This is a genomic window from Methylibium sp. T29 (genome assembly GCF_000576205.1).
Taxonomy (GTDB): domain Bacteria; phylum Pseudomonadota; class Gammaproteobacteria; order Burkholderiales; family Burkholderiaceae_C; genus Methylibium; species Methylibium petroleiphilum.
In genome coordinates this window covers 1-20,549 of the sequence record NZ_AZND01000025.1, presented here as the reverse complement: position 1 = coordinate 20,549, position 20,549 = coordinate 1, and the positions used below count along the sequence as shown (strand labels likewise).

Genomic DNA, 20,549 nt, shown 5'->3' with positions numbered 1-20,549 from the left:
GGCCGCTGACGAAGATGAAGGGCGCTCCGGGTTGCCGTTCACCGGCCAGTTGCAGCGCCTGCAGACCGTCCAGGCCCGGCACCTCGCTGTCGCTGAGGATCGCGTCGAAGCGGTGCTCGCCCAGCGCCTGCACATAGTCGGCAGCGGTCGACACGCGTTGCCATTCGGCGCGCACCCCCAGGTGCTGCACGGTGCGACACAGCAGATCGGCGTCGAGTGCGTCGTCTTCGAGGTGCAGCAGATGCAGAAGGCTTCCATCGGGGTGCGTTCCTTTCGTGGATCCTGGATCGGTCTCGATGTTGCCGCGGCGGGTGCCGTTGACCATCCCCAGCCTGCACGCGGCCCGGGCCTCGGGTGTTCAGCCAGCGTGTCCGGCGCGAAGCGGTCGATGCGTCGGTGATCAGGCCATCGATGCCGGCCGCACGCAAGCGCCGGGCCTCCGCCGCGCCATTGACCGTGTAGGACAGCACGCGCAGGCCGGCCTCATGGGCCTGGCGGATGGCGTCGGCGTCGAGCGCGCCGTGGTGGACCACGATGGCGATGCAGCCCAGACCGCAGGCCGCTTCGCGCCAGCCTGTCGCCAGACGCTCCAGCAGCAGGGCGCGCGGTAGCGCCTCGACAGCGTCCCGCGCCGCCGCCAGCGAGGCGGTCTCGAAGGAGCTCAGCAGCGGCGGCGTGAGGCCGGCCCACAGGCCGGCGGCCACTCGGGCGACCACGGCGCCGGTACGCGCCGCCTGGCCCGGGCCGGGCTTGAGCTCCAGGTTCAGCAGCAGGCCGCTGTGGCGGGCGTGCTCGGCCAGCGATGCCAGCGTCGGCAGGCGCTCGCCGCGGAAGCGGGGGCCATGCCAGGCGCCGGCATCCAGGTCGGCCAGCGTGGCCCAGGACTGTCCGGCCGCCAGGCCGTGCCCGTCGGTCGTGCGATCGAGGGTCGCGTCGTGCAGCAGGAAGGGCTGTTCGTCGGCACTCAGCGTCACATCGCATTCGGCCATGCGATAGCCGCGTGCCTGACCGGCGCGAAAGGCGGCCAGCGTGTTCTCCGGCGCCAGCTTGCCGGCGCCGCGGTGGGCGATCCAGAACGGGTAGGGCCAGGGCGCAGGAGGCGGCATGCTGCATGGTAGCCAGCACCGGCAGTCATGACCGCACGGGCGTCGGCCGTGCTGCACTGCGATAGCATTCGGGCCCAGACGCGACTTGATGTTGGCGGCTGGTGACCATGAACGCACCGCTTCCCCTCCACAGCACGATCCAGGCCGCCGACGGCCACGCCGCGCGACTGCGCGAGATCCCGTACAACTACACCTCGTTCTCCGATCGCGAGATCGTGCTGCGGCTGCTCGGGCCGCGGTCGTGGGAGATGCTGCACCAGCTGCGCGCCGAGCGCGTGACCGGCCGCTCGGCACGCATGCTCTACGAGGTGCTGGGCGACATCTGGGTGGTGCAGCGCAACCCTTACCTGCAAGACGACCTGCTGGACAACCCGCGCCGGCGCCGCCAGCTGGTCGAGGCCCTGCAGCACCGGCTGGGCGAGATCGACAAGCGCCGCGCCGACAAGGACGAGGCCACGATGGACGTGGAAGCGGCGCAGCGCAATGCCCGCGTCGGCGAGCTGCTGAAGGCGGCACGCGAGGCGGTGGATCGCTTCTCGCTAGGCTTCGACACGATGGCCGAGCTGCGCCGCCGCACGCAGCGCCGGCTGGGGCGGCACACGGCCAAGGACAACATCAAGTTCGACGGCCTGTCGCGCGTGTCGCACGTGACCGACGCGACCGACTGGCGGGTCGAGTACCCGTTCGTCGTGCTGACGCCGGACACCGAGGCCGAGATGGCGGCGCTGGTGAAGGGCTGCATCGAGCTGGGCCTGACCATCATCCCGCGCGGCGGCGGCACCGGCTACACCGGTGGAGCCGTGCCGCTGACCTGGAAGAGCGCGGTGATCAACACCGAGAAGCTCGAGGCGATGAGCGAGGTCGAGTGGGTCTCGCTGCCGGGGCTCGCGCAACCCGTGCCGACGGTGTGGACCGAGGCGGGCGTGGTGACCCAGCGCGTGGCCGACGCCGCCGAGCGTGCCGGCCACGTGTTCGCGGTCGACCCGACCTCGGCCGAGGCGAGCTGCATCGGCGGCAACATCGCGATGAATGCCGGCGGCAAGAAGGCCGTGCTGTGGGGTACCGCGCTCGACAACCTGGCGTCGTGGCGCATGGTGACGCCCGACGCGCAGTGGCTCGAGGTGGTGCGACTGAGCCACAACCTCGGCAAGATCCACGATGCCGAGCTGGCGAGCTTCGAGCTGCGCTACTTCGAGGCCGACGGCAAGACGCCGGTGCGTACCGAGCGGCTCGACGTGCCCGGCCCGAGCTTCCGCAAAGAAGGCCTGGGCAAGGACGTGACCGACAAGTTCCTCGCCGGTTTGCCGGGCATCCAGAAGGAAGGCTGCGACGGCCTGATCACCAGCGCGCGCTGGATCGTGCACAAGATGCCGGCCCACACGCGCACCGTGTGCCTGGAGTTCTTCGGCAATGCGAAGGACGCGGTGCCGAGCATCGTCGAGATCAAGGACTACCTGTTTGCCGAGCAGCGTACGGGCGGCGCGATCCTGGCCGGGCTGGAGCACCTGGACGACCGCTACCTGAAGGCGGTCGGCTACGCCACCAAGAGCAAGCGCGGCGGCCTGCCGAAGATGGTGCTGGTGGGTGACATCGCCGGCGACGACGCCGACGCCGTGGCGCGCGCCGCCAGCGAGGTGGTGCGCATCGCCAATTCGCGCCACGGCGAAGGCTTCGTCGCGGTGAGCGCCGACGCGCGCAAGAAGTTCTGGCTCGACCGCAAGCGCACCGCGGCGATCAGCAAGCACACCAACGCCTTCAAGATCAACGAGGACGTGGTGATTCCGCTGCCGCGGATGGGCGAGTACACCGAGGGCATCGAACGCATCAACGTCGAGCTGTCGATGCGCAACAAGCTGCAGCTGCTGGACGCGCTGGAGACCTACTTCGAGCGCGGCGAACTCCCGCTCGGCAGGAACGACGATGCCAGCGACATCCCGAGCGCCGAGCTGCTGGAAGACCGCGTGCAGCAGGCTTTGACGCTGCTGCGCGAGGTGCGTGCGCTGTGGCAGGGCTGGCTGCAGGGGCTGGACGTGCGGCCGGCGGACGGCGGGCCGAGCCTGTTCGCGCAGTTGCAGGACCATAGCCTTCGCGCCTCGTGGAAGACGCAGGTGAGGGCGCCGCTGCAGGCGCTGTTCAGCGGCGACGCGTTCGCCGCGGTGCTCGACGAATGCAGCCGCATCCACCAGGAGGTGCTGCGTGGGCGCGTCTGGGTTGCGTTGCACATGCATGCTGGCGACGGCAACGTGCACACCAACATCCCGGTCAACAGCGACAACTACGAGATGCTGCAGACCGCACACGAGGCGGTGGGCCGCATCATGGCGCTGGCGCGCCGGCTCGACGGCGTGATCTCCGGCGAGCATGGCATCGGCATCACCAAGCTCGAGTTCCTGAGCGACGCCGAGATCGCCGACTTCATCGCCTACAAGCAGCGCGTCGACCCGCAGGGCCGCTTCAACAAGGGCAAGCTGCTGCGCGGCGACGCCTGAAAGGCCTGGGCGACGATGTGCTGGCGGCCGACCTGAGCCACGCCTACACGCCCAGCTTCGGCTGATGGGCCACGAGTCGCTGATCATGCAGCAGAGCGACATCGGCGCGATCGCCGATTCGGTGAAGGACTGCCTGCGCTGCGGCAAGTGCAAGCCGGTGTGCGCCACCCATGTGCCGCGCGCCAACCTGCTCTACAGCCCGCGCAACAAGATTCTCGCGACCTCGCTGCTGGTCGAGGCCTTCCTGTACGAGGAGCAGACGCGCCGCGGCATCAGCATCAAGCATTGGCAGGAGTTCGAGGACGTGGCCGACCACTGCACGGTCTGCCACAAGTGCCTGTCGCCGTGTCCGGTGAAGATCGACTTCGGCGACGTGTCGATGAACATGCGCAACCTGCTGCGCAAGATGGGGCAGAAGAGCTTCCGCCCCGGTAACGCGGCGGCGATGCTGTTCCTGAACGCGAAGAACCCCGACACGATCAAGCTGATGCGCTCGGCCATGGTCGACGTGGGCTTCAAGGCCCAGCGCCTGGCCAACGACCTGCTGCGCCGGCTGGCGCGCAAGCAGACCGCGGCGCCGCCGGCGACCGTGGGCCCGGCGCCGGTGAAGGCCCAGGTGATCCACTTCATCAACAAGAAGATGCCGGGCGGCCTTCCGAAGAAGACCGCGCGGGCGCTGCTCGACATCGAGGATGCCGACTACGTGCCGATCATCCGGGACCCGCAGGCCACCACGGCCGACAGCGAGGCGGTGTTCTACTTCCCTGGCTGCGGCTCCGAGCGCTTGTTCTCGCAGGTCGGGCTGGCGACCCAGGCGATGCTCTGGCATGCCGGCGTGCAGACCGTGCTGCCGCCCGGCTACCTGTGCTGCGGCTATCCGCAGCGCGGCGGCGGCCAGTACGACAAGGCTGAGAAGATCATCACCGACAACCGGGTGCTGTTCCACCGCGTCGCCAACACGCTGAACTACCTCGACATCAAGACCGTGGTGGTGAGCTGCGGCACCTGCTACGACCAGCTGCAGGGCTACCAGTTCGACAAGATCTTCCCGGGCTGCCGCATCGTCGACATCCACGAGTTCCTGCTGGAGAAGGGCATCCGGCTCGAAGGCGCCGGCGGCTACCTGTACCACGACCCCTGCCACAGCCCGATGAAGCTGCAGGAGCCGATGAAGACGGTAAAGGCACTGATGGGCGATCGGGTGCGCGAGAGCAAGCGCTGTTGCGGCGAGAGCGGCACGCTCGGTGTCACGCGCCCCGACATCTCCACGCAGATCCGCTTTCGCAAGGAAGAGGAGCTGCGCCGCGACGAGGCGGCTCTGCGCGCCTCGGGCGGCGTGGGCGCCGACGGGCCGGTGAAGATCCTCACGTCCTGCCCCAGTTGCCTGCAGGGCCTGAGCCGCTACGGCAACGACCTGAACAATGGCTTGCTGGAGGCCGACTACATCGTGGTCGAGATGGCACGCAGGATCCTGGGTGAAGAATGGCTGCCAGGCTATGTCGAGCGTGCCAACGCCGGTGGCATCGAGCGGGTGCTCGTGTGACCGGGCAGGCTGACTGCGAGCTGTGCCGCGGTGACGGCGGCCGGCTGGTGCTGCGTGCCGCCGACTGGCGCGTGATCCGCGCCGAGGATCCCGCCTTCCCAGCGTTCTACCGGGTGATCTGGAACGCTCACGTCGCCGAGTGGACCGACCTGCCACCGGTGCAGCGCAGCCTGTGCATGCAGGCGGTCGCGAAGGTCGAGACGGTGCTGCGCGAGGCGCTGCGGCCGACCAAGATCAACCTTGCCAGCCTGGGCAATGTGGTCCCACACCTGCACTGGCACGTGATCGCGCGCTTCGACTGGGACAGCCATTTCCCACAACCGGTGTGGGGCGCGCCGCAGCGTCGCGTCGAGCCGATGGCCGAGGTGCGCCTGTCGCTGCCGCTGGCCGACCTCGATGCGCGCGTGGTGGCGGCGCTGACACCGCTCGCCGGCCATTAAACTGGCAGCGTTCCCCGACGACGAGCATCCTCCAATGGCCGGACTGACCCCCGACACCCCGACCCCGACTGCCCTGACCGTGCACCAGCAGTCCCGGGTGCTCGAGATTGCGTTCTCCGACGGCGCGCAGTTCCGGCTGCCGTTCGAGCTGTTGCGCGTGTATTCGCCTTCGGCCGAGGTGCAGGGACACGGCCCGGGCCAGGAGGTCTTGCAGACCGGCAAGCGCAATGTCGACATCGTGGAACTGGAACCGGTCGGCAATTACGCCGTCCAGCCCACCTTCTCGGACGGGCACAACTCGGTCTGTTCGCTTGGGACTACCTCTACCACCTGGGTCGCCAGCAGGAGCAGCTCTGGCAGGCCTACGAAGCGCGGCTCGCCGCCGCCGGGGTGGACCGCGACGCCCCCATGGTCGAAGCTGGCGGTTCGGCCTGCGGCCACCACCACTGAGGACTGCGGCATGGGCAGCACGCACTTCGGCTTCCAGAACGTCGACGAGAAAGAAAAGGCCGGTCGCGTGCGCGGTGTGTTCGATGCGGTCGCATCGAAGTACGACGTCATGAACGACCTGATGTCGCTGGGCCTGCACCGTGCCTGGAAGGCCTACACGGTGGCCGTCGCGAACGTGCGCGACGGTGATCGCGTGCTCGACATCGCCGGTGGAACCGGCGATCTGGCGCGCGCCTTCTCGCGTCGCGTCGGCAGCCGCGGCATGGTCGTGCACACCGACATCAACGAGGCGATGCTGCGCACCGGCCGCGACCGCCTGCTCGACGAGGGCCTGGTCCTGCCGACCGCGATCTGCGACGCCGAGCACCTGCCCTTCGCCAGTGGCAGCTTCGACGTGGTCAGCGTGGCCTTCGGCCTGCGCAACATGACCCACAAGGAACAGGCCCTGGCAGAGATGGCTCGGGTGCTCAAGCCGGGCGGGCGCCTGCTGGTGCTGGAGTTCTCCAAGGTGGCCAAGCCGCTGGAGAAGGCCTACGACTGGTATTCGTTCCAGGTGCTGCCGCGCTTGGGCAAGTGGGTCGCGAACGACGCGGACAGCTACCGCTACCTGGCCGAGTCGATCAGGATGCACCCTGATCAGGCCGCGCTGAAGGGGCTGATGCGCGCTGCCGGCTTCGGACACGTCGATGTCCACAACATGGCGGGCGGGGTAGTGGCCCTGCATGCCGGGATTCGTTGTTGACGCGACGAATCGTCGGGACCGGCGCTTTCCGGTAAGCATCGTGAGGATTTCACAGCGCCCCTGTCGTCTGTCTGGCGGCCCCCGGTATTGGGTGGAGAGCCCGCCGAGACCGACAGGTACACTCGATTGGAGCTTTTCCACGGGGGCTCCGGCGTTCGTTGAATGAACACGATGGTCGGAAATTTCCAACGTGCTCGGCCAGGGCGCCGGCGCATGATTTGGCCCGGGGTTTTGCGGAGTTTCGAGGGTTTTGTCGTCGCGCGGCCTCGAGATTTCTGCGGCAGGTGCGCTTCAAGATCGCGTGGCAGTGTTGTGTCCCTTCGCAGCTCGGTGCTCCGAGGTTCCACGAGATTTGAGGCAGAGAAAATCAGGTGGTCGGCAATGGAAATTGGGGTTGAAGTGATGAGAGTGTTTCGGCAGTGTTTCCTTGGCGTGCTCGTTGCGCTTGGCGCCCTGAGCGTGATGCCCGTGGCCAACGCGCAGGGAGCGACTCAGCCCGTTCGGAACGAGTATGTTCTCGGCTCCGGCGACGTCATTCGTGTGACGGTCTACCAGAATCCTGATCTCACGCTCGAAACCCGGGTGTCGGAGGCCGGCGTCATCTCCTATCCTTTGCTGGGTTCGGTCAAGGCCGGTGGATTGAGCGTGACGCAGATCGAGAACCGCATCGCTGAAGGCTTGCGGACCGGCAACTTCGTGAAGCAACCCCAGGTGACTGTGCTCGTGGTGCAAGTTCGGGGGAACCAGGTGTCGGTCTTGGGGCAGGTGAACAAGCCGGGGCGCTATCCACTGGAGGTTGCCGACTCGAAGCTCAGTGATGTCCTTGCGGTGGCTGGCGGTATCGCGCCCTCCGGTGCGGACGTGGTGACGGTGGTTGGAACGCGCGGCGGACAACCGTTCCGGGCCGAAATCGACCTGGCACGGTCGGTCGGGCAGGCGCGTGCCAACGGAGATATCCAGATCGTGAATGGCGATGTCGTCTGGATCGATCGCGCGCCGATGGTCTATATCTACGGCGAAGTGCAGCGCGCTGGTGCCTTCCGGCTCGAGCGCGGCATGACGGTCATGCAGGCGCTGGCTACCGGCGGCGGTCTGACCTTGCGGGGTACGGAGAAGGGCTTGCGCGTGCATCGCCGCGGAGCCGACGGAAAAGTCCAGATATTGCAGCCGCAGATGGACGAGGCGCTTCGCGATGGCGACGTTGTCTACGTGAAAGAAAGTCTCTTCTGAAGGGGAAACCGTGACACTGGCTCATTTCTTGAGCGTGCTGCGCGCGCGCTGGGCAGTTTGCATGTTGGTCTTGGGCTTGACGTTGGTGACGACGATCGTCGTCAGCGTCCTGTTGCCGAAGCAATATGTCGCGACTGCGGCTGTGGTTGTCGAGTTCCGTCCCGATCCGGTCGGCGGTGCGATGAATCAATACCTGCCACCGGTGGCCTACATGGCCACTCAAACCGATATCCTGAAAAGCAGCAAGGTGACCGAGCGTGTCATCAAAGAGCTGCAATTGAGCAGTAACCCACAATTGCGGGCCGAATGGCAGGAGTCTTCCGGTGGCGAGGGTTCGATCGATTCGTGGCTGGTCGAGGCGCTGCAGAAGAATCTGACAGTCACGCCGTCGAGAGAATCCAGCGTGATCAACGTGTCCTACGCCGCGACCGATCCGCAGGTGGCGGCAGACATGGCCAATTCTTTCGTGAAGTCCTATGTCGATACGTCGCTGGACATGCGGACGAACCCGGCAAAGAACTACACGGGATTCTTCGAGTCCCGATCGAAAGAGTTACGGGATGCGCTCGATCATTCGCGTGCGAAGTTGTCTGAGTTCCAGCGCGAGAAGGGCATCACGGCGACCGACGAGCGATTCGACATCGAGAACGCGCGCCTGAGCGAGCTGTCGTCGCAGTTGGTGATGGTGCAGGCGATGTCGGCGGAGTCCAGCAGCCGCTCGATGCAGGCCGGCAGCAGCTCCGCCGACCGTCTGCAAGAGGTGCTCACCAATCCGGTCATCGGGGGATTGAAGTCGGATCTGTCGCGTGCGGAGGCCCGGTTGAAGGAGCTGAATTCGCGGCTGGGTGACAACCATCCTCAGGTGGTTGAAGCCAAGGCCAGCATCAGCGAGGTGCGGGCGAGACTCGATGCCGAAACGCGCCGGGTGACCGGTGGGGTGGGTGTTGCCAACACCATCAATCGTCAACGCGAAGCGGAATTGCGTGCAGCGCTCGAACTGCAGAGGAGTCGCGTCATCAAGCTGAAGGCGCAACGAGAAGAGAGCGCTGTGCTGCAAAGAGATGTCGAGGCGGCACAGAAGGCCTACGAATCCGTGGTCGGGCGTCTCAATCAATCGAGCCTGGAAAGCCAGACGACGCAGAGCAACATCCTGGCACTTTCGGAGGCTGTTCCGCCGTCCAAGCCGACGTCGCCGAAGTTGCTCCTGAACATTGCGCTGGCCATCTTCTTCGGATCCTTCCTCGCCGTCGGAGCCGCCATGGCCATGGAATCTGCCGACCGTCGGCTCCGTATCAACCAAGACATCGTCGAGATGATCGGACTCCCGGTTCTGGGGGTCTTGCCGGCCCCGAATCGTCGAGCGCTCGACCATGGCAGAAGCCGCATGCCGCTGTTGTCCAGCGCGCGGAACGTCAAAGCACTGAATTCTGCGGGTAGCAACTGACATGGCGAAGTTTCAAGACTCGAGGCGCCACGAGCACGGCGCGTCTGCCTCGACGATGCCCACGATCGTCGAATCGAAGGGGCCGCCCATCCACGACAGGTTGATTGGCGACATCATTCGTGAGCTGCGCAATCTGTCTGCCGACGAAGTCGAGCGTGTCCTGAGCTACCAGCGCGAGCATGGCGGCCGGTTCGGCGATGCCGCAGTCGCACTGGGGCTGGCCAGCTCTGACGATGTGTTGTTTGCCTTGTCGCAGCAGTTTCACTATCCCTACGCTCCCGAGGAGCAGCGGAACGTCAGCTCCGAACTCGTCGCTCTTCATCAGCCGTTCTCCTACCAAGCGGAGTCGTTCCGCGGGATTCGCAGTCAGTTGATGATGCGGCTGTTCTCGGGTGATCAGCCGCGGCTCTCGCTGGCAGTGGTGAGCCCGGAACACGGCGATGGAAAGACTTTCTTTGCGTCCAACCTGGCGGTCATGCTTGCCCAACTCGGCGGGCGGACGCTGCTGGTCGATGCAGACCTGCGCAACCCTCGGCTGCACTCGGTGTTCGGTTTACAGAACGCCGTCGGCTTGTCCGGCGTCTTGGCGGGGCGTGCCGAGCCCCAGGTGATTCAGCAGGTCATGACGATCCCGAGTCTCTTCGTCATGACGGTCGGAGTCACGCCGCCCAATCCGCTCGAACTGATCGAGCGGCCTGCGTTTGCGTTGCTCATGCGGGAGCTGACCAGCAAGTTCGACCACGTGCTCGTCGACACGCCGGCAGCGGTGTACGGCTCCGATGGTGCGGTCATCGCTTCGAAGTGTGGTGCGGCGCTGGTGGTGGCACGGAAGAACGAATCGAAGATGGACTATCTGGAAGAACTGGTCGAGGTGCTGAAAGAGGGTGGCGCCAAGATTGCGGGTGTGGTCGTCAACGACTACTGATCGAAGGGCCCCGTTCAGTTGATTGCCATGGGCTCCTCCGGCAGATTGGGCAAGTCGCTCGCGCTCGTGCTGGGTGCATCGCTGCTCGTGCTGGCGATCGCGAGTGGCGTGCTGGCAGCCAAGGGAACCTTGATTTCCCAGCTGATGCTGGCGGGATTGATCGGGGGGCATTGATGATGCTCCTTCCGCTGCCGGCGTTCTTCAGCCTGATCGTGGTCGTGACCTTCATCATCCAGGGCACGGCATCGTACTTTCTGCGCTTCCAGCCGATCGCCTGGTTGCCTTACCTGCTGTGCGCATTGGCGCTGGTTCGCGTCTCGCTGCGGATCCGGCAGCACGACGACAGGTTCCGCCTCGGCGGTGCCGATTCCTGGGCTGCCGCTCTCCGTGAGCCGGCGATGGTGTGCGTGGTGCTGTACATGATCACGATCCTCTTCGCGATCACGATCAACACGCCACCGATTTCGCAGGTCGTCGTCGGGTTGAAGAATGCGCTGCCGATCTGGGTTGCCGCGCTCATCATGCTGCGCTGCGGCGGGTCGAGCGATTTTCGCGACCTGCTCTGGCGTTTGCTGGCGATCGTGTTCTTCATCCAAGTGCCGTTGGTGCTCTACCAGCACTTCGTCATCGTCCCGGCCCGCCCAGATGTCACGACGGCGTTCGATGCCGTCGTAGGGAGCTTCGGTGGGATCATCGAGGGCGGCGGTGCGAACTCGACGCTGGTGCTCTTTGCGTTGCTCGTGATGTCGTACGAGCTGGCCCGGTTCGCTCGCGGTTCGAAGAATTTCTCCAGACTGCTCCTCTATGGAGGAGTCGGACTGGTCATCATCTTTGCCGGAGAAGTGAAGGCAGCGTTCCTCTGGATTCCAATGGCCGTCATCTTCGTGCTGCGCAAGCGGATTTTCAGCAGTGCCGTGGCCCTGTTTGCGACGGTCGCGGTCGTCTCGGTCGTGATGATGGGGATGTTCGTCGCTTACAGCGCAATGTATTGGTCGAAGGCACCGGACCGGGCATCCGGTGACATGGTCGAGCGCATGGCCTATTTCTTCGACCCCTACAACGTCGATCCGCAGACGGGTGAGGTCAGTCGCGGTGCTTCGATCGGCTTCTGGGTCAACGACACCTACACGGACACTCCACGTCGCCTTGCCGGCTATGGAGTCGGATCTTCACGGGTATCGACGACGGGGGGGCTGGGGGAGGTGGCCGTTCGGTTCGTGCCGTTCAAGATCGCGGCGACGGGCATCGCGATGTTGCTGTGGGACGCCGGGCTGATCGGACTTTTCGCATTTGTCGGGATCGTGATCTTCGGCTTGCTCGCGAGCATCAAGGCAGCGCGGCATCCGGATCTCCCACCCATCGAAGCGGCACGTCTCGACGCGCTGTCTGTCTATTTTCTGATTGCCTTGACGCTGCTTTTCTACAATACCTCGCTACTCGAGGATCCTTCCACTCAACTTCTGTTGGCAATTGCCGTTGGCTATGTGTGTGCGACCCGATCGCGCCTCAGAGCCGGAAATTGAGTCTTCGATTCCGCATCGGCCCGATGGGCCGCCCTGATGGAATTTTCGTCATCTGATGGCTTCACTCAAAGGTTTCGCTGTCATCAGGGTCGTCACCGGGCTGTCTGGAATTGCCATTCCATTGATCCTGGTGCGATGGATGTCCGTCGAGGAGTTCGCGCAGTATCTGATCGCAGTTTCGGCGATCTCGATCGCGGGCATCGTGTCCGGTTTCGGGATGGATCGCGTTCTGTATCGATTCCTGCCAGAAGCCTATCTGCGCAATGACGCAGTCTTTGCCAGCAAGCTGATCGGCATCGCCTTCGCACCGCGGCTGTTACTCGCGCCCATCGTTGTCCTCGCCATATTGACGGCTCTTGTGCCGTTGCAGGCGCAGGAAGCAATATGGGTTCCGATCTCGCTAGGTTGCGCACTGGCGATCGTCGTCGGACTTTCGGAAGTCGTCGGGCACGCTGCAAGCAGCCTGATGAAGTTCCAGTTGCAGGCGGCGATCGTGCTCGCAGGCATCGTCGTCCGGCTTGCCGTGCTGTGCTCGATCTCGTTGCTGGTCGGTGTGCTCAAGCTCGTCTGGGTGCTCCTGATCCTGGTGGGCGTCGAGTTCCTCCAATTGATCGTTGTCGCGTTTGCGGTCGTGATGCCGGTGCTTCGGCGGATGCGGATCGCCGAGGCGAACGGAGACTGCGCGAGTTGGCCGACCTGGCGCTCGCTCGGCAAGATGGCGCTGTCCAACTACGGCTCCTACATTCTCGGTCTGCCGTGGCAGGGCAGCATGCTGCGCGTCATCGTGGGCTTCCATTCGGGTGCCGCGGTGATCGCCGCATTCGGCTTCCTGCAGACGCTCGCGGACCGCCTGAAGCAGTACCTTCCGATGCAGATTCTGCAGACGGCGGTCGAGCCGGTGATGGTCCGGCGGTTCGCCGAGGGCGAGAGCCTGACGGCGATCATCGGCCAGTTGGACCTGCTGCGCCGGGTCAGCGCCTATCCCATCATCGGTTTGGCGGTCGTCTTCGGGATCGCGGGCGACCCGATCATTTCGATCGTCACCGGTGGAAAGTACAACGACGCCGGCTTGTTGGCGGCCTTGATCTTGGTCGGCTTGGCTGCCAGCACCATCAGTTCCGTCCTGTGGATCTCGAGCAGCATCGCCCACGAGATGCCGCTGTTGTTGCGTCGGTTCGCATTGATCTCTGTGTTCCTGTTTCCCATCATGTGGTTCGCCGCCAAGCATGCCGGTGGAATCGGGGTCGCTGTGGTCGCTATGCTGGTTTCGCCAGCGTTATGGTGCGCTCTTCGATGGAGCCCCAGCAAGGCAACCGTCGGGACGTGGGACTGGGGCAAGGACCTGCGAGTCGCTGTTGTGGCGATTGCGCTGGTGGTGATCGGCAGAATTCTCGTCCGCGATGCAACAGTCGTGGCGAGCATCGCGGTCGCATGCGGGGCCTTCCTCGCATGTGCGGCTGGCGTGGTCCTCTTGCGTACGCTGCGTCGGGAGGATCTGGTCGTGCTCAAGGAGTTGCTGGCGACATCCGTGCTGGCGAAAGGCGCATAGATGAGTGGTCGTCCCCGGATCGTGATCGGTACCTGGTTCTACGACAACCAGCCAGGCTTCCTTGATTTCAAGTACCGAATAGAAGCGTTGGCAAGACACTACGACGTGACGCTCGTCTTGAGGGATGCGTCGTTCGAAAAGCAATTCGCCTGCGAACTCCTGACCGTCAAGGTCTTGCCGACGGCACGGACCGGGAAACGGCCGTTGTTCGGCTACATCCGTCGTCTCGCCCATTTCGTGAAGAGTGAGCAGCCCGATCTGGTCTTCCTGCTCGGCTCCCAGTTGGCGCTGGCGTCCTGGTTGATCGCTCGTGTGCCAGTCGTGCTGTACTGGAATGAGCACCCGAGTCATTTTTCGGGGGGCAACCGAAGACGCAGTTTCTGAGGCGGCTGCTGGGGTCGGGACTCGTGAGAGCCAGTTATCTGGCGGCAGGCCGCTGCCGCCTGGTCATGCCGATCGGGGAGGCCCATCACGAGGACCTCTTGCAACATGGTGTCCCGCGCGCGCGCCTCGAACTGGTCTACATGGGCGTCTCCGGCGAGTTCTCGGGGCAAGGGGCCGAACGAGGAGACCGAGGAACGGGTGCACGCCTGCAACTCGTCTACACCGGGACTGTCGCGCGAGAGCGAGGGCGCGATGTGATGCTGGAAGGGCTCGCGCTCGCTTGCCGAGCCGGGATCCCCTGTCAACTCACCCTGGTTGGTGCCGACGAAGATCAACAGCGCTACTGTGCGAACCGAGCCAGAGAATTGGGACTGAGCGACGAGATGCTCACGGTAGTCGGGCGTGTACCTGGTACCGAGATTCCCCGCTATCTGAGGCGTGCCGATCTTGGTATCTGCATTTGGGAAGACAGGTTGTGGTGGCGATTCAACCCGCCGACCAAGCTGTTCGAGTATCTGGTCGCCGGCTTGCCGGTTCTGGCCAGCAGAATCAGAACACACACCGACTACATCGAAGACGGCGTCAACGGCTTCGTGTTCGACTACGATCCCGCGTCGTTCGCGCAGTGCCTGGAGACCATCTGGGCTCGACGATCCGATCTTTCGACAGCATCCGAACGAGCTGTGCTGAGCAGTGGGAAGTTCAAATGGACCGGCATCGAACCGCGGTTCCTCGAACTCGTACAAGAGGCCTGTCCAGGCTGATTCGGCGCGGCGACACACCCCGTTCTCGCGCCATGGCCGATCTTTTGTTCATTCACTAGAGCCTGCGTACTGATGAATATTCTGTATCTGGTTCGAGAACGCTTTCCTTCATTCCGCCCTGATGTGACGGAGTTGTTCGGCACCGAGTTGCCTCGGCATGGAGTTCGGTGCGTCGCAGTCATGCGCAGCGAGCGCCACGCACAGACCACGACGGTGCGACGGATGGCCCGCTGCGCTGTGGTGGTCACGCCTTTCTACGCTCGCGGGGGACTGGTGGGCAAGCTGATCAACTGCGTCTACCTTGTCATGGGTTACGCCACATTCCTGTCGCTCGCGTGGCGCCGCTCCTGGGACATCATTCAGTGCCGAGACGAGATCGGCGGAGCCTGGCTGGTCAAGCTGGCATCGCTGTTCGGAACGTCGATCAAGAGCTACTGGCTGTCTTTTCCGTTTCCGGAATCGAGCATGGAAGAAGCGAGTAGAAGTCGGGGGCTGAAGAAGCGTGTTCTGCAGTTTCGTGGCTGGCTCGGCGTATGGCTGCTGTACAGAACCGGCTTGCGACTTGTCGACCACGTGTTCGTTCAAAGCGAACAGATGAAGCGAGACGTTGCGCACTATGGCATCGCGCCATCGAAGATGACGAGCGTCCCGATGGGGGTTCAGATCAAAGCGGAAGACATCGACAAGTACTCGTCTTTGCGCCCCCGACCCGAACGGCTGGTCGTGTCATATCTGGGCACGTTGACCACTGGGCGGCGTCTCGACTTCATGGTGCGAGTGATCGCCGAAGTCCGCAAGGTCGTTCCCGACGCGGGATTGTTGCTGGTTGGTGCCGCGGAGTCCCGAGAGGAGCGCTCACTGATCTTCGACGAAGCAGATCGTCTGGGTGTCAGCGAGGCGATCACGATCACCGGGTTTCTGCCCAGAGCGGCGGCGTGGGACAAGCTGAGAGAGTCGTTCGTCTGCGTGTCGCCGTTCTTCCCCATGTTCATTCTCAATTCGACGTCACCGACCAAGCTTGTCGAGTACATGGCATTGGGCATGCCGGTGCTGGCAAATGAGCACCCCGAGCAGAGTCTTTTGATCGAGGACAGCGGTACTGGAAAATGCGTCGCCTGGGATGAATCGGCCTTCGCCATGGCCATCATTTCGATGTGGAGGGACGCCGACGAGACGCTCCGAAATGCGACCCGAGGTCCGGCTTACGTCCTCGAGAACCGCTCTTACCGCGCCATCGGTGCACGCGTGTACGATCGGTACAAGAGCTTGTTGCGCAGTGAATCGGAACGCTCGTTGGCTGCGTAAGAAGCAATAAGAACACCCCGAGGAGACCGTCGCATGCCCATGCGATGCAGCGCTCGCGATTGAGTCCTCATGACTGCGACGCCTAAGAACAAGAGAGTCCTGATGCTGTGCACTGCAGCACGAGGAGGTATGCGTGCCGTCGTGGAAGCCTACGCACGGGACGGCCTGTTCGAGCGCTGGAACGTGCTGCTGATCGCGACTCACGTGGAAGGCTCGATGGTGCGGCGGCTGGGCGCCATTGTGCGGGCCATGACGAGATTCCTCTCTCTCAACTTGTCCGGACAGGTCTTGTTCACGCACATTCACGCCGCGGCCGGTGGCAGCTTCTGGAGAAAGTCGATCTTCGGGTTGATCGCCCGCCTGTTTGGTCATGCAGTCATCTTCCACCTGCACAGTGGCCATATCAGCGGGCATATCGATCGTTTGCCGCTCGTCGGACAACGGATTGCCGGTTGGGTGCTGTCGAGGTTCTCCTGTGTGGTCGTCTTGTCAGAAGTGTGGCGCGCGTTCGTCTTGCGGATTGCGCCGACGGCAGAAGTTGTCATCGTTCCGAATTACGTGGTGCTGCCGACAATGGAGCCGGTTGACCCGATACCGCAGCTTGCGGAGCAAGCGCTCAATTTGCTCTTCCTGGGGTTCGTGGGATCGAACAAAGGTGTTTTCGAACTGATCCCGGCCGTCGCCCGCGCGCGAAGTGCCGGTTACGACGTTCGACTCACCATTGCAGGACATGGGGAGGTGGACAAGGCCAGGCGCATGGCGGCGGATCTCGATGTTGCCAATGCGGTGTCCGTCATCGGTTGGGTTGATGGTGAACGAAAGTTGGAGCTTTTGCGAGCTGCGGATGTCTATATCCTGCCGTCACGCAACGAAGGCATGCCCGTCAGCATCCTCGAGGCCATGAGCTGGTCGATCCCGGTCGTGGCAACGCGCGTTGGCGGCATTCCCGAGATGATCGATTCGGGGGTGGAAGGTCTACTGGTCGAGCCTGGAGATGTCGAAAGCATCCTCGGTGCGATCCTGTACCTGGCAGCGGATCGACATCTGCTGCCTTTCATGGGCCGAGCTGCGCGAAGGCGCGTCGAGACCGAGTTCAGCAAGGACGTCGTGCTGCCGAAAATTGAGGCGATCTACGAGAAGCTCTCACGAACATAACAAGGCGACAGTATTCGATGGCGAATCCGTTGTACGCCGTAAGCGTTAGATTCCTCAACGAAATCTTTAGGATGCAGTCGCGGCTGCCACGACCCGCTTCTTCTTGTGCCGTCGCTGAAGCTCTGAGAGCAACGGCTTCTCGACCAAGACGTAGGCCAGGCACCCAAGCGCCACCGTTCCTGCAAGTACCACCACGTATGTCACCTCCGGGCCGGCCACTTCATAGAAGTGTGTCTTCCTCGCGATCTTCAACAGCAGCCCCTCCACAGACTCGTGCACCAGATAGAGGCTGTAGGAGGCATTGCCGATAAAGGTGAGAAAACCGGTACTTTGATGTATCCCGCCATCTCCAGCTTCGTGGCGCCCGCTACGACGAGCGCAAGCCCCGCAACAACCACGATCGACGATAGACCAACCGGCATCGCGATCGTCAGTGCCACCGCTGCTAGGCAAAGGCCCACCACGAATTCGACGATACCGTGGCCGCCCCGCCTGTACATCCAGTACGCACCCATGCCAAACAGGAAATACAGGTTGTATGCGGCGGTGTAAACGTTGAAGGCATTTCGATCATTCGTTTCAGGATAATCAAAAAGCACAAGACATACGAGTGCTGCGAGTGAAAGTACGATGATGCCAATTCGCTTGCTCAGGATCAGAATCGAGAACGCGGCGTAGAACGCGATTTCGTGGAACAGGGTCCAGGCGACCAGCAAGGGCGGTGCGCCGTCGGTGAATCGGATCAACGTCAGCGACGTCAGCCAGTCCCCAATATTAGAGGGGTACTTTGCATCTGTTCCCAGACCGAATGACAGCAGCAGAACGAACACGCCGGTGTAGACCCAATAGATGGGATAAAGCCGGACGAAGCGTCGATACGCGTACTCTTTCCATGCTGCTGGTTTGTCGATGTCGTTCACATGCGCGAACAGGATGATGAAGCCCGATAGCACGAAGAAGAAATCGACTCCGCGGTTGCCCTGGCTCGTGAATTCCCTAAAAACAGCGTTACCGCCATAACGATCTAAGCCCATAAATATGGACAGGTGAAATGCCGCAACGCTAATGGCCGCAAGCGCTCGACCGGCCTGTAGTACCTGAAGCATCCGACCTCCCTAGAAAGAGAACGTTATTGTTGAAAACGCATCGGCAGGTTGTATCACGCTGGGCGCTGTGGAACCTGAACGTGGCCTCGAGTCAAGGGCTCTATTGATGCACGAACTATATCGGGTGTGACGCTACGGTCGGATTGTGTAGCGCCATGACGTACGCTTTATTGTTGCTCTTCTCACGTGCCACTGCGCTGCCAGTCGTGCCGGAACTTCGATGGATCGAAGTCTCGGCAAACTGGGCAGCGCAGTGCTTTGCTTATCGTGTGCAGGTCAGCGGGGCAGGCGGGTCTGACAAGCCTCCGTCGGAATTTTGCTTCACCGGGCCTTCACGTAGGCACGGATGTCGGCCTCCTTGTACTTGCCGTTCGGGTCATGCACGAAGGTCGGCGTCCTGAACAACAGGGTCTTGGTGGGGACCTCGGGCGACCAGCGATTGCTGCTCGTGTTGTAACCCCAGGGATAGAGACCGAACTTCGCCCAGGGTGGGTTGGTCGGCGAGTTGTAACTCAGGGGCCCCGAGTAGTCGATGATTTGCGTGCCGTCGCGCCACACTTTGAAGTACGGCGCATCGCTGGTGAAGGGCGAGATCTTGGCCTTGATCACGAAGTAAGTCCACTTGTTGATCGGCAAGCCGTTGCTGTAGTAGCTTCGAGTCGAGTTCCCCGACTGCGTCGGATTCGTGTTCGAGTTCCAGCCCGTGTGGAACTTGATCCTGTCGCCGGCGATCATGATGGCCATGAAGGGGTTGACCGTATTGCCCGCTTGATGCCACTGAGAAATGATGCCTTCTTCAGGTGTCGTCTCCCAGTTCGGCAGGTAGAGTCCGAACGCATACCAGATATCGGTCTTTGTCTTGAGAGCGCCAGGTTGCGTAGTCCACCAACTGACCTCGCAACGCGGTGCCCCGGCCGTCAGACCGTCATTGACATTGGGACGGACCATCAAGGTCTTGCGGCCGGCGTTCTCGGGATCAGTGGCCTTACCGAAGCGGGTCGAACTGAGCACGTCGCTGAGATAGGAGCCGCTGAAGCCTGCCTCGGAGAGGCTGCGAACCGACGCATTCCTGCCATCGCATTCAAGGCCGGCGCCGTCACTGTCTGAAGCGAACGCATTGTTCGCGTTGAGTTCGGCGAAGACGTCTCCGGGGGCGACGGTCGTTGTCGTGGAGGTCGAGGGTGCGGGTGCCGGAGTCGGCGCGGGTGCCGGCGCTGGGGCGGTCACGGCCGGCGCCGGTGCTGCGGCGACGGGCGCGGGCGCGGGTGCGGGCGCAGGGCTGGGCGCAGGAGCCGATGAGGCTTGAACCAGCAGTTCGCAACGCTTGTACACGGCAGGCAGCGGATCCTTGCCGAAGAACTGATTCGTGCACTGTCCGCTGCCGGTCACGGAGCGTGAAATCCAGGTCGAGCCGGAGCCGTAGCGAACGATCTGCGTCCCAGTGACTGAGAACGGGTACTTCTCGTAGGCGAGATGCGTATAGGTCCCGACAGGCGCCGCAGCGGTCGTGGTGACCAGCACTTCGCAACGCTTGTACGTGGCAGGTGCGGGGTCGACCCCGAAGTACTGGTTGGTGCATTGCCCGCCATTGGTGACGGTCTTCGCAATCCAAGTGCTACCGGATCCGTAACGGACGAGTTGCGTGCCACTGACCGTGAACGCGTATTTTTCGTACGCCAGGAAGCTGTAGACGCCGCTCGGTGCAACGGGAGCCGCGGCGGCAATCGTCGTCTTGGTGGGGGTCGAGGCGGATCCGCCGCCCGCCGTCGAAGTCGAGCCGCCGTTGTCCGCCTGGGTGTCTGTCGAGTCGCTCGGAACCGTGACCGGGTTTCCGGAGGTGCTGGCGCCGCTGTCGACGGCTGAGTCGCTACCGCCGCCGCCGCCGCCGCAAGCGGACACTGCAAACGCGGTAGCAATCAATTGCGCAATGATACTCAGACGTGTCCCGTCAAATTGCTGCATGAATAAAACTCCTGGATATATCTTTGAAAACAATGTCGCGGGACGGGCGCAATACTTGAGAATTCGAATTATCTATTTGCCAATCTTTTGACTCGATGTGTGTCCGGGGTTTATTCCGTCACACGTCAGTCGGTGTTCGTGAACCGATGGGGCGGATGCTAGGGATGGGCGGGCGGCGTCATGTAACAGGCTGGTGACGGCGTAACAAGGCGATTGCGAGCTAGCCTCTGCGTGGGGGCCGCCTCTTCGGTTTTAGGGGGTGCGCAAAGCCGTCGCGGGTGCGTCCGCCAGCAGGTCCCACGACGTCCTGTTACGTTTCTTGCAGAGAGTCGAGCCTGCGTGAAAGGCGTTCTGCCCCCTCAGCGCGCTGACACGCGGCCTCTGGAGATGTCGGGAGCGGACCCGGGTGCTCTTGGGTGAGGCCGCAGCTAA

16 protein-coding genes and 2 pseudogenes are annotated in these 20,549 nt (G+C 63.2%); 14 read left to right on the top strand and 4 right to left on the bottom strand.

Annotated elements, in window-relative coordinates:
* Window positions 1-38: 38 nt before the first annotated feature.
* Window positions 39-1,106 (bottom strand): glycerophosphodiester phosphodiesterase, encoded by a 1,068-nt coding sequence (ugpQ, locus tag x551_RS05765; RefSeq protein ID WP_343252114.1) that lies wholly within the window; start codon window positions 1,104-1,106, stop codon window positions 39-41.
* 107 nt (window positions 1,107-1,213) lie between these two features.
* On the opposite strand from ugpQ, the pseudogene x551_RS05760 reads away from it, so the two are divergent.
* The 14 genes and pseudogenes from x551_RS05760 to x551_RS05710 all read left to right on the top strand — a co-directional run bounded on the left by x551_RS05760 (window position 1,214) and on the right by x551_RS05710 (window position 17,049).
* Window positions 1,214-5,138, top strand: a pseudogene (locus x551_RS05760) (FAD/FMN-binding oxidoreductase).
* Entirely contained in the window at window positions 5,135-5,578 is a 444-nt protein-coding gene (locus x551_RS05755; RefSeq protein WP_036231663.1) for an HIT family protein, read from the top strand. The pseudogene x551_RS05760 and the gene x551_RS05755 overlap by 4 nt, the downstream one beginning before the upstream one ends.
* A gap of 34 nt (window positions 5,579-5,612) precedes the next feature.
* Window positions 5,613-6,028, top strand: a pseudogene (locus x551_RS24105) (DUF971 domain-containing protein).
* A gap of 10 nt (window positions 6,029-6,038) precedes the next feature.
* Complete coding sequence (gene ubiE / locus x551_RS05750) at window positions 6,039-6,770, top strand: bifunctional demethylmenaquinone methyltransferase/2-methoxy-6-polyprenyl-1,4-benzoquinol methylase UbiE (protein WP_036247811.1); 732 nt, start codon at window positions 6,039-6,041, stop codon at window positions 6,768-6,770.
* 462 nt (window positions 6,771-7,232) lie between these two features.
* The gene (gene epsE, locus x551_RS05745; RefSeq protein WP_152543427.1) at window positions 7,233-8,000 is read left to right on the top strand and encodes a polysaccharide export protein EpsE; all 768 of its coding nucleotides are present in this window, start codon (window positions 7,233-7,235) and stop codon (window positions 7,998-8,000) included.
* A gap of 10 nt (window positions 8,001-8,010) precedes the next feature.
* Entirely contained in the window at window positions 8,011-9,444 is a 1,434-nt protein-coding gene (gene epsF / locus x551_RS05740) for a chain length determinant protein EpsF (RefSeq protein WP_036231665.1), read from the top strand.
* 55 nt (window positions 9,445-9,499) lie between these two features.
* Window positions 9,500-10,369, top strand: a complete 870-nt coding sequence (locus x551_RS05735; RefSeq protein WP_231497604.1) for a polysaccharide biosynthesis tyrosine autokinase — start codon at window positions 9,500-9,502, stop codon at window positions 10,367-10,369.
* 27 nt (window positions 10,370-10,396) lie between these two features.
* Complete coding sequence (locus x551_RS25775) at window positions 10,397-10,543, top strand: hypothetical protein (RefSeq protein ID WP_155935803.1); 147 nt, start codon at window positions 10,397-10,399, stop codon at window positions 10,541-10,543.
* Window positions 10,543-11,892, top strand: coding sequence for a hypothetical protein (locus x551_RS05730; protein WP_036231667.1), 1,350 nt, complete (start codon window positions 10,543-10,545; stop codon window positions 11,890-11,892). The genes x551_RS25775 and x551_RS05730 overlap by 1 nt, the downstream gene beginning before the upstream one ends.
* 55 nt (window positions 11,893-11,947) lie before the next feature.
* Window positions 11,948-13,441, top strand: a complete 1,494-nt coding sequence (locus x551_RS05725) for a hypothetical protein (protein WP_036231668.1) — start codon at window positions 11,948-11,950, stop codon at window positions 13,439-13,441.
* Window positions 13,442-13,825 (top strand): hypothetical protein, encoded by a 384-nt coding sequence (locus tag x551_RS23340; protein WP_051495668.1) that lies wholly within the window; start codon window positions 13,442-13,444, stop codon window positions 13,823-13,825. It abuts the gene before it with no gap.
* A gap of 65 nt (window positions 13,826-13,890) precedes the next feature.
* On the top strand, window positions 13,891-14,589 hold the full coding sequence (locus tag x551_RS24100) for a glycosyltransferase family 4 protein (RefSeq protein WP_081771230.1): 699 nt from the start codon (window positions 13,891-13,893) through the stop codon (window positions 14,587-14,589).
* A gap of 72 nt (window positions 14,590-14,661) precedes the next feature.
* Window positions 14,662-15,894 (top strand): glycosyltransferase, encoded by a 1,233-nt coding sequence (locus x551_RS05715; RefSeq protein WP_081771229.1) that lies wholly within the window; start codon window positions 14,662-14,664, stop codon window positions 15,892-15,894.
* Window positions 15,895-16,023: 129 nt separating this feature from the next.
* Window positions 16,024-17,049, top strand: a complete 1,026-nt coding sequence (locus tag x551_RS05710; protein WP_051495670.1) for a glycosyltransferase — start codon at window positions 16,024-16,026, stop codon at window positions 17,047-17,049.
* 66 nt (window positions 17,050-17,115) lie between these two features.
* Here x551_RS05710 and x551_RS25770 read toward each other — a convergent pair whose 3' ends face one another.
* From x551_RS25770 to x551_RS25765, 3 genes are all read right to left on the bottom strand, one after another.
* Window positions 17,116-17,316, bottom strand: a complete 201-nt coding sequence (locus x551_RS25770) for a hypothetical protein (RefSeq protein WP_036231670.1) — start codon at window positions 17,314-17,316, stop codon at window positions 17,116-17,118.
* Window positions 17,298-18,155, bottom strand: coding sequence for an acyltransferase (locus tag x551_RS05700; RefSeq protein ID WP_036231671.1), 858 nt, complete (start codon window positions 18,153-18,155; stop codon window positions 17,298-17,300). The genes x551_RS25770 and x551_RS05700 overlap by 19 nt, the downstream gene beginning before the upstream one ends.
* Window positions 18,156-18,476: 321 nt before the next feature.
* A complete protein-coding gene (locus tag x551_RS25765; RefSeq protein WP_161727975.1) occupies window positions 18,477-20,117 on the bottom strand; it encodes a heparin lyase I family protein in 1,641 nt (546 codons plus the stop codon).
* Window positions 20,118-20,549 lie beyond the last annotated feature (432 nt).

Excerpts from the sequence above, each read along its gene's own strand:
- ugpQ (WP_343252114.1), bottom strand. The coding sequence starts at position 1,106 with ATGCCGCCTCCTGCGCCCTGGCCCTACCCGTTCTGGATCGCCCACCGC.
- ubiE (WP_036247811.1), top strand. The coding sequence starts at position 6,039 with ATGGGCAGCACGCACTTCGGCTTCCAGAACGTCGACGAGAAAGAAAAG.
- epsE (WP_152543427.1), top strand. The coding sequence starts at position 7,233 with ATGCCCGTGGCCAACGCGCAGGGAGCGACTCAGCCCGTTCGGAACGAG.
- x551_RS05735 (WP_231497604.1), top strand. The coding sequence starts at position 9,500 with ATGCCCACGATCGTCGAATCGAAGGGGCCGCCCATCCACGACAGGTTG.
- x551_RS25775 (WP_155935803.1), top strand. The coding sequence starts at position 10,397 with ATGGGCTCCTCCGGCAGATTGGGCAAGTCGCTCGCGCTCGTGCTGGGT.
- x551_RS05730 (WP_036231667.1), top strand. The coding sequence starts at position 10,543 with ATGATGCTCCTTCCGCTGCCGGCGTTCTTCAGCCTGATCGTGGTCGTG.
- x551_RS05725 (WP_036231668.1), top strand. The coding sequence starts at position 11,948 with ATGGCTTCACTCAAAGGTTTCGCTGTCATCAGGGTCGTCACCGGGCTG.
- x551_RS23340 (WP_051495668.1), top strand. The coding sequence starts at position 13,442 with ATGAGTGGTCGTCCCCGGATCGTGATCGGTACCTGGTTCTACGACAAC.
- x551_RS24100 (WP_081771230.1), top strand. The coding sequence starts at position 13,891 with ATGCCGATCGGGGAGGCCCATCACGAGGACCTCTTGCAACATGGTGTC.
- x551_RS05715 (WP_081771229.1), top strand. The coding sequence starts at position 14,662 with ATGAATATTCTGTATCTGGTTCGAGAACGCTTTCCTTCATTCCGCCCT.
- x551_RS05710 (WP_051495670.1), top strand. The coding sequence starts at position 16,024 with ATGCGTGCCGTCGTGGAAGCCTACGCACGGGACGGCCTGTTCGAGCGC.
- x551_RS05700 (WP_036231671.1), bottom strand. The coding sequence starts at position 18,155 with ATGCTTCAGGTACTACAGGCCGGTCGAGCGCTTGCGGCCATTAGCGTT.
- x551_RS25765 (WP_161727975.1), bottom strand. The coding sequence starts at position 20,117 with ATGCAGCAATTTGACGGGACACGTCTGAGTATCATTGCGCAATTGATT.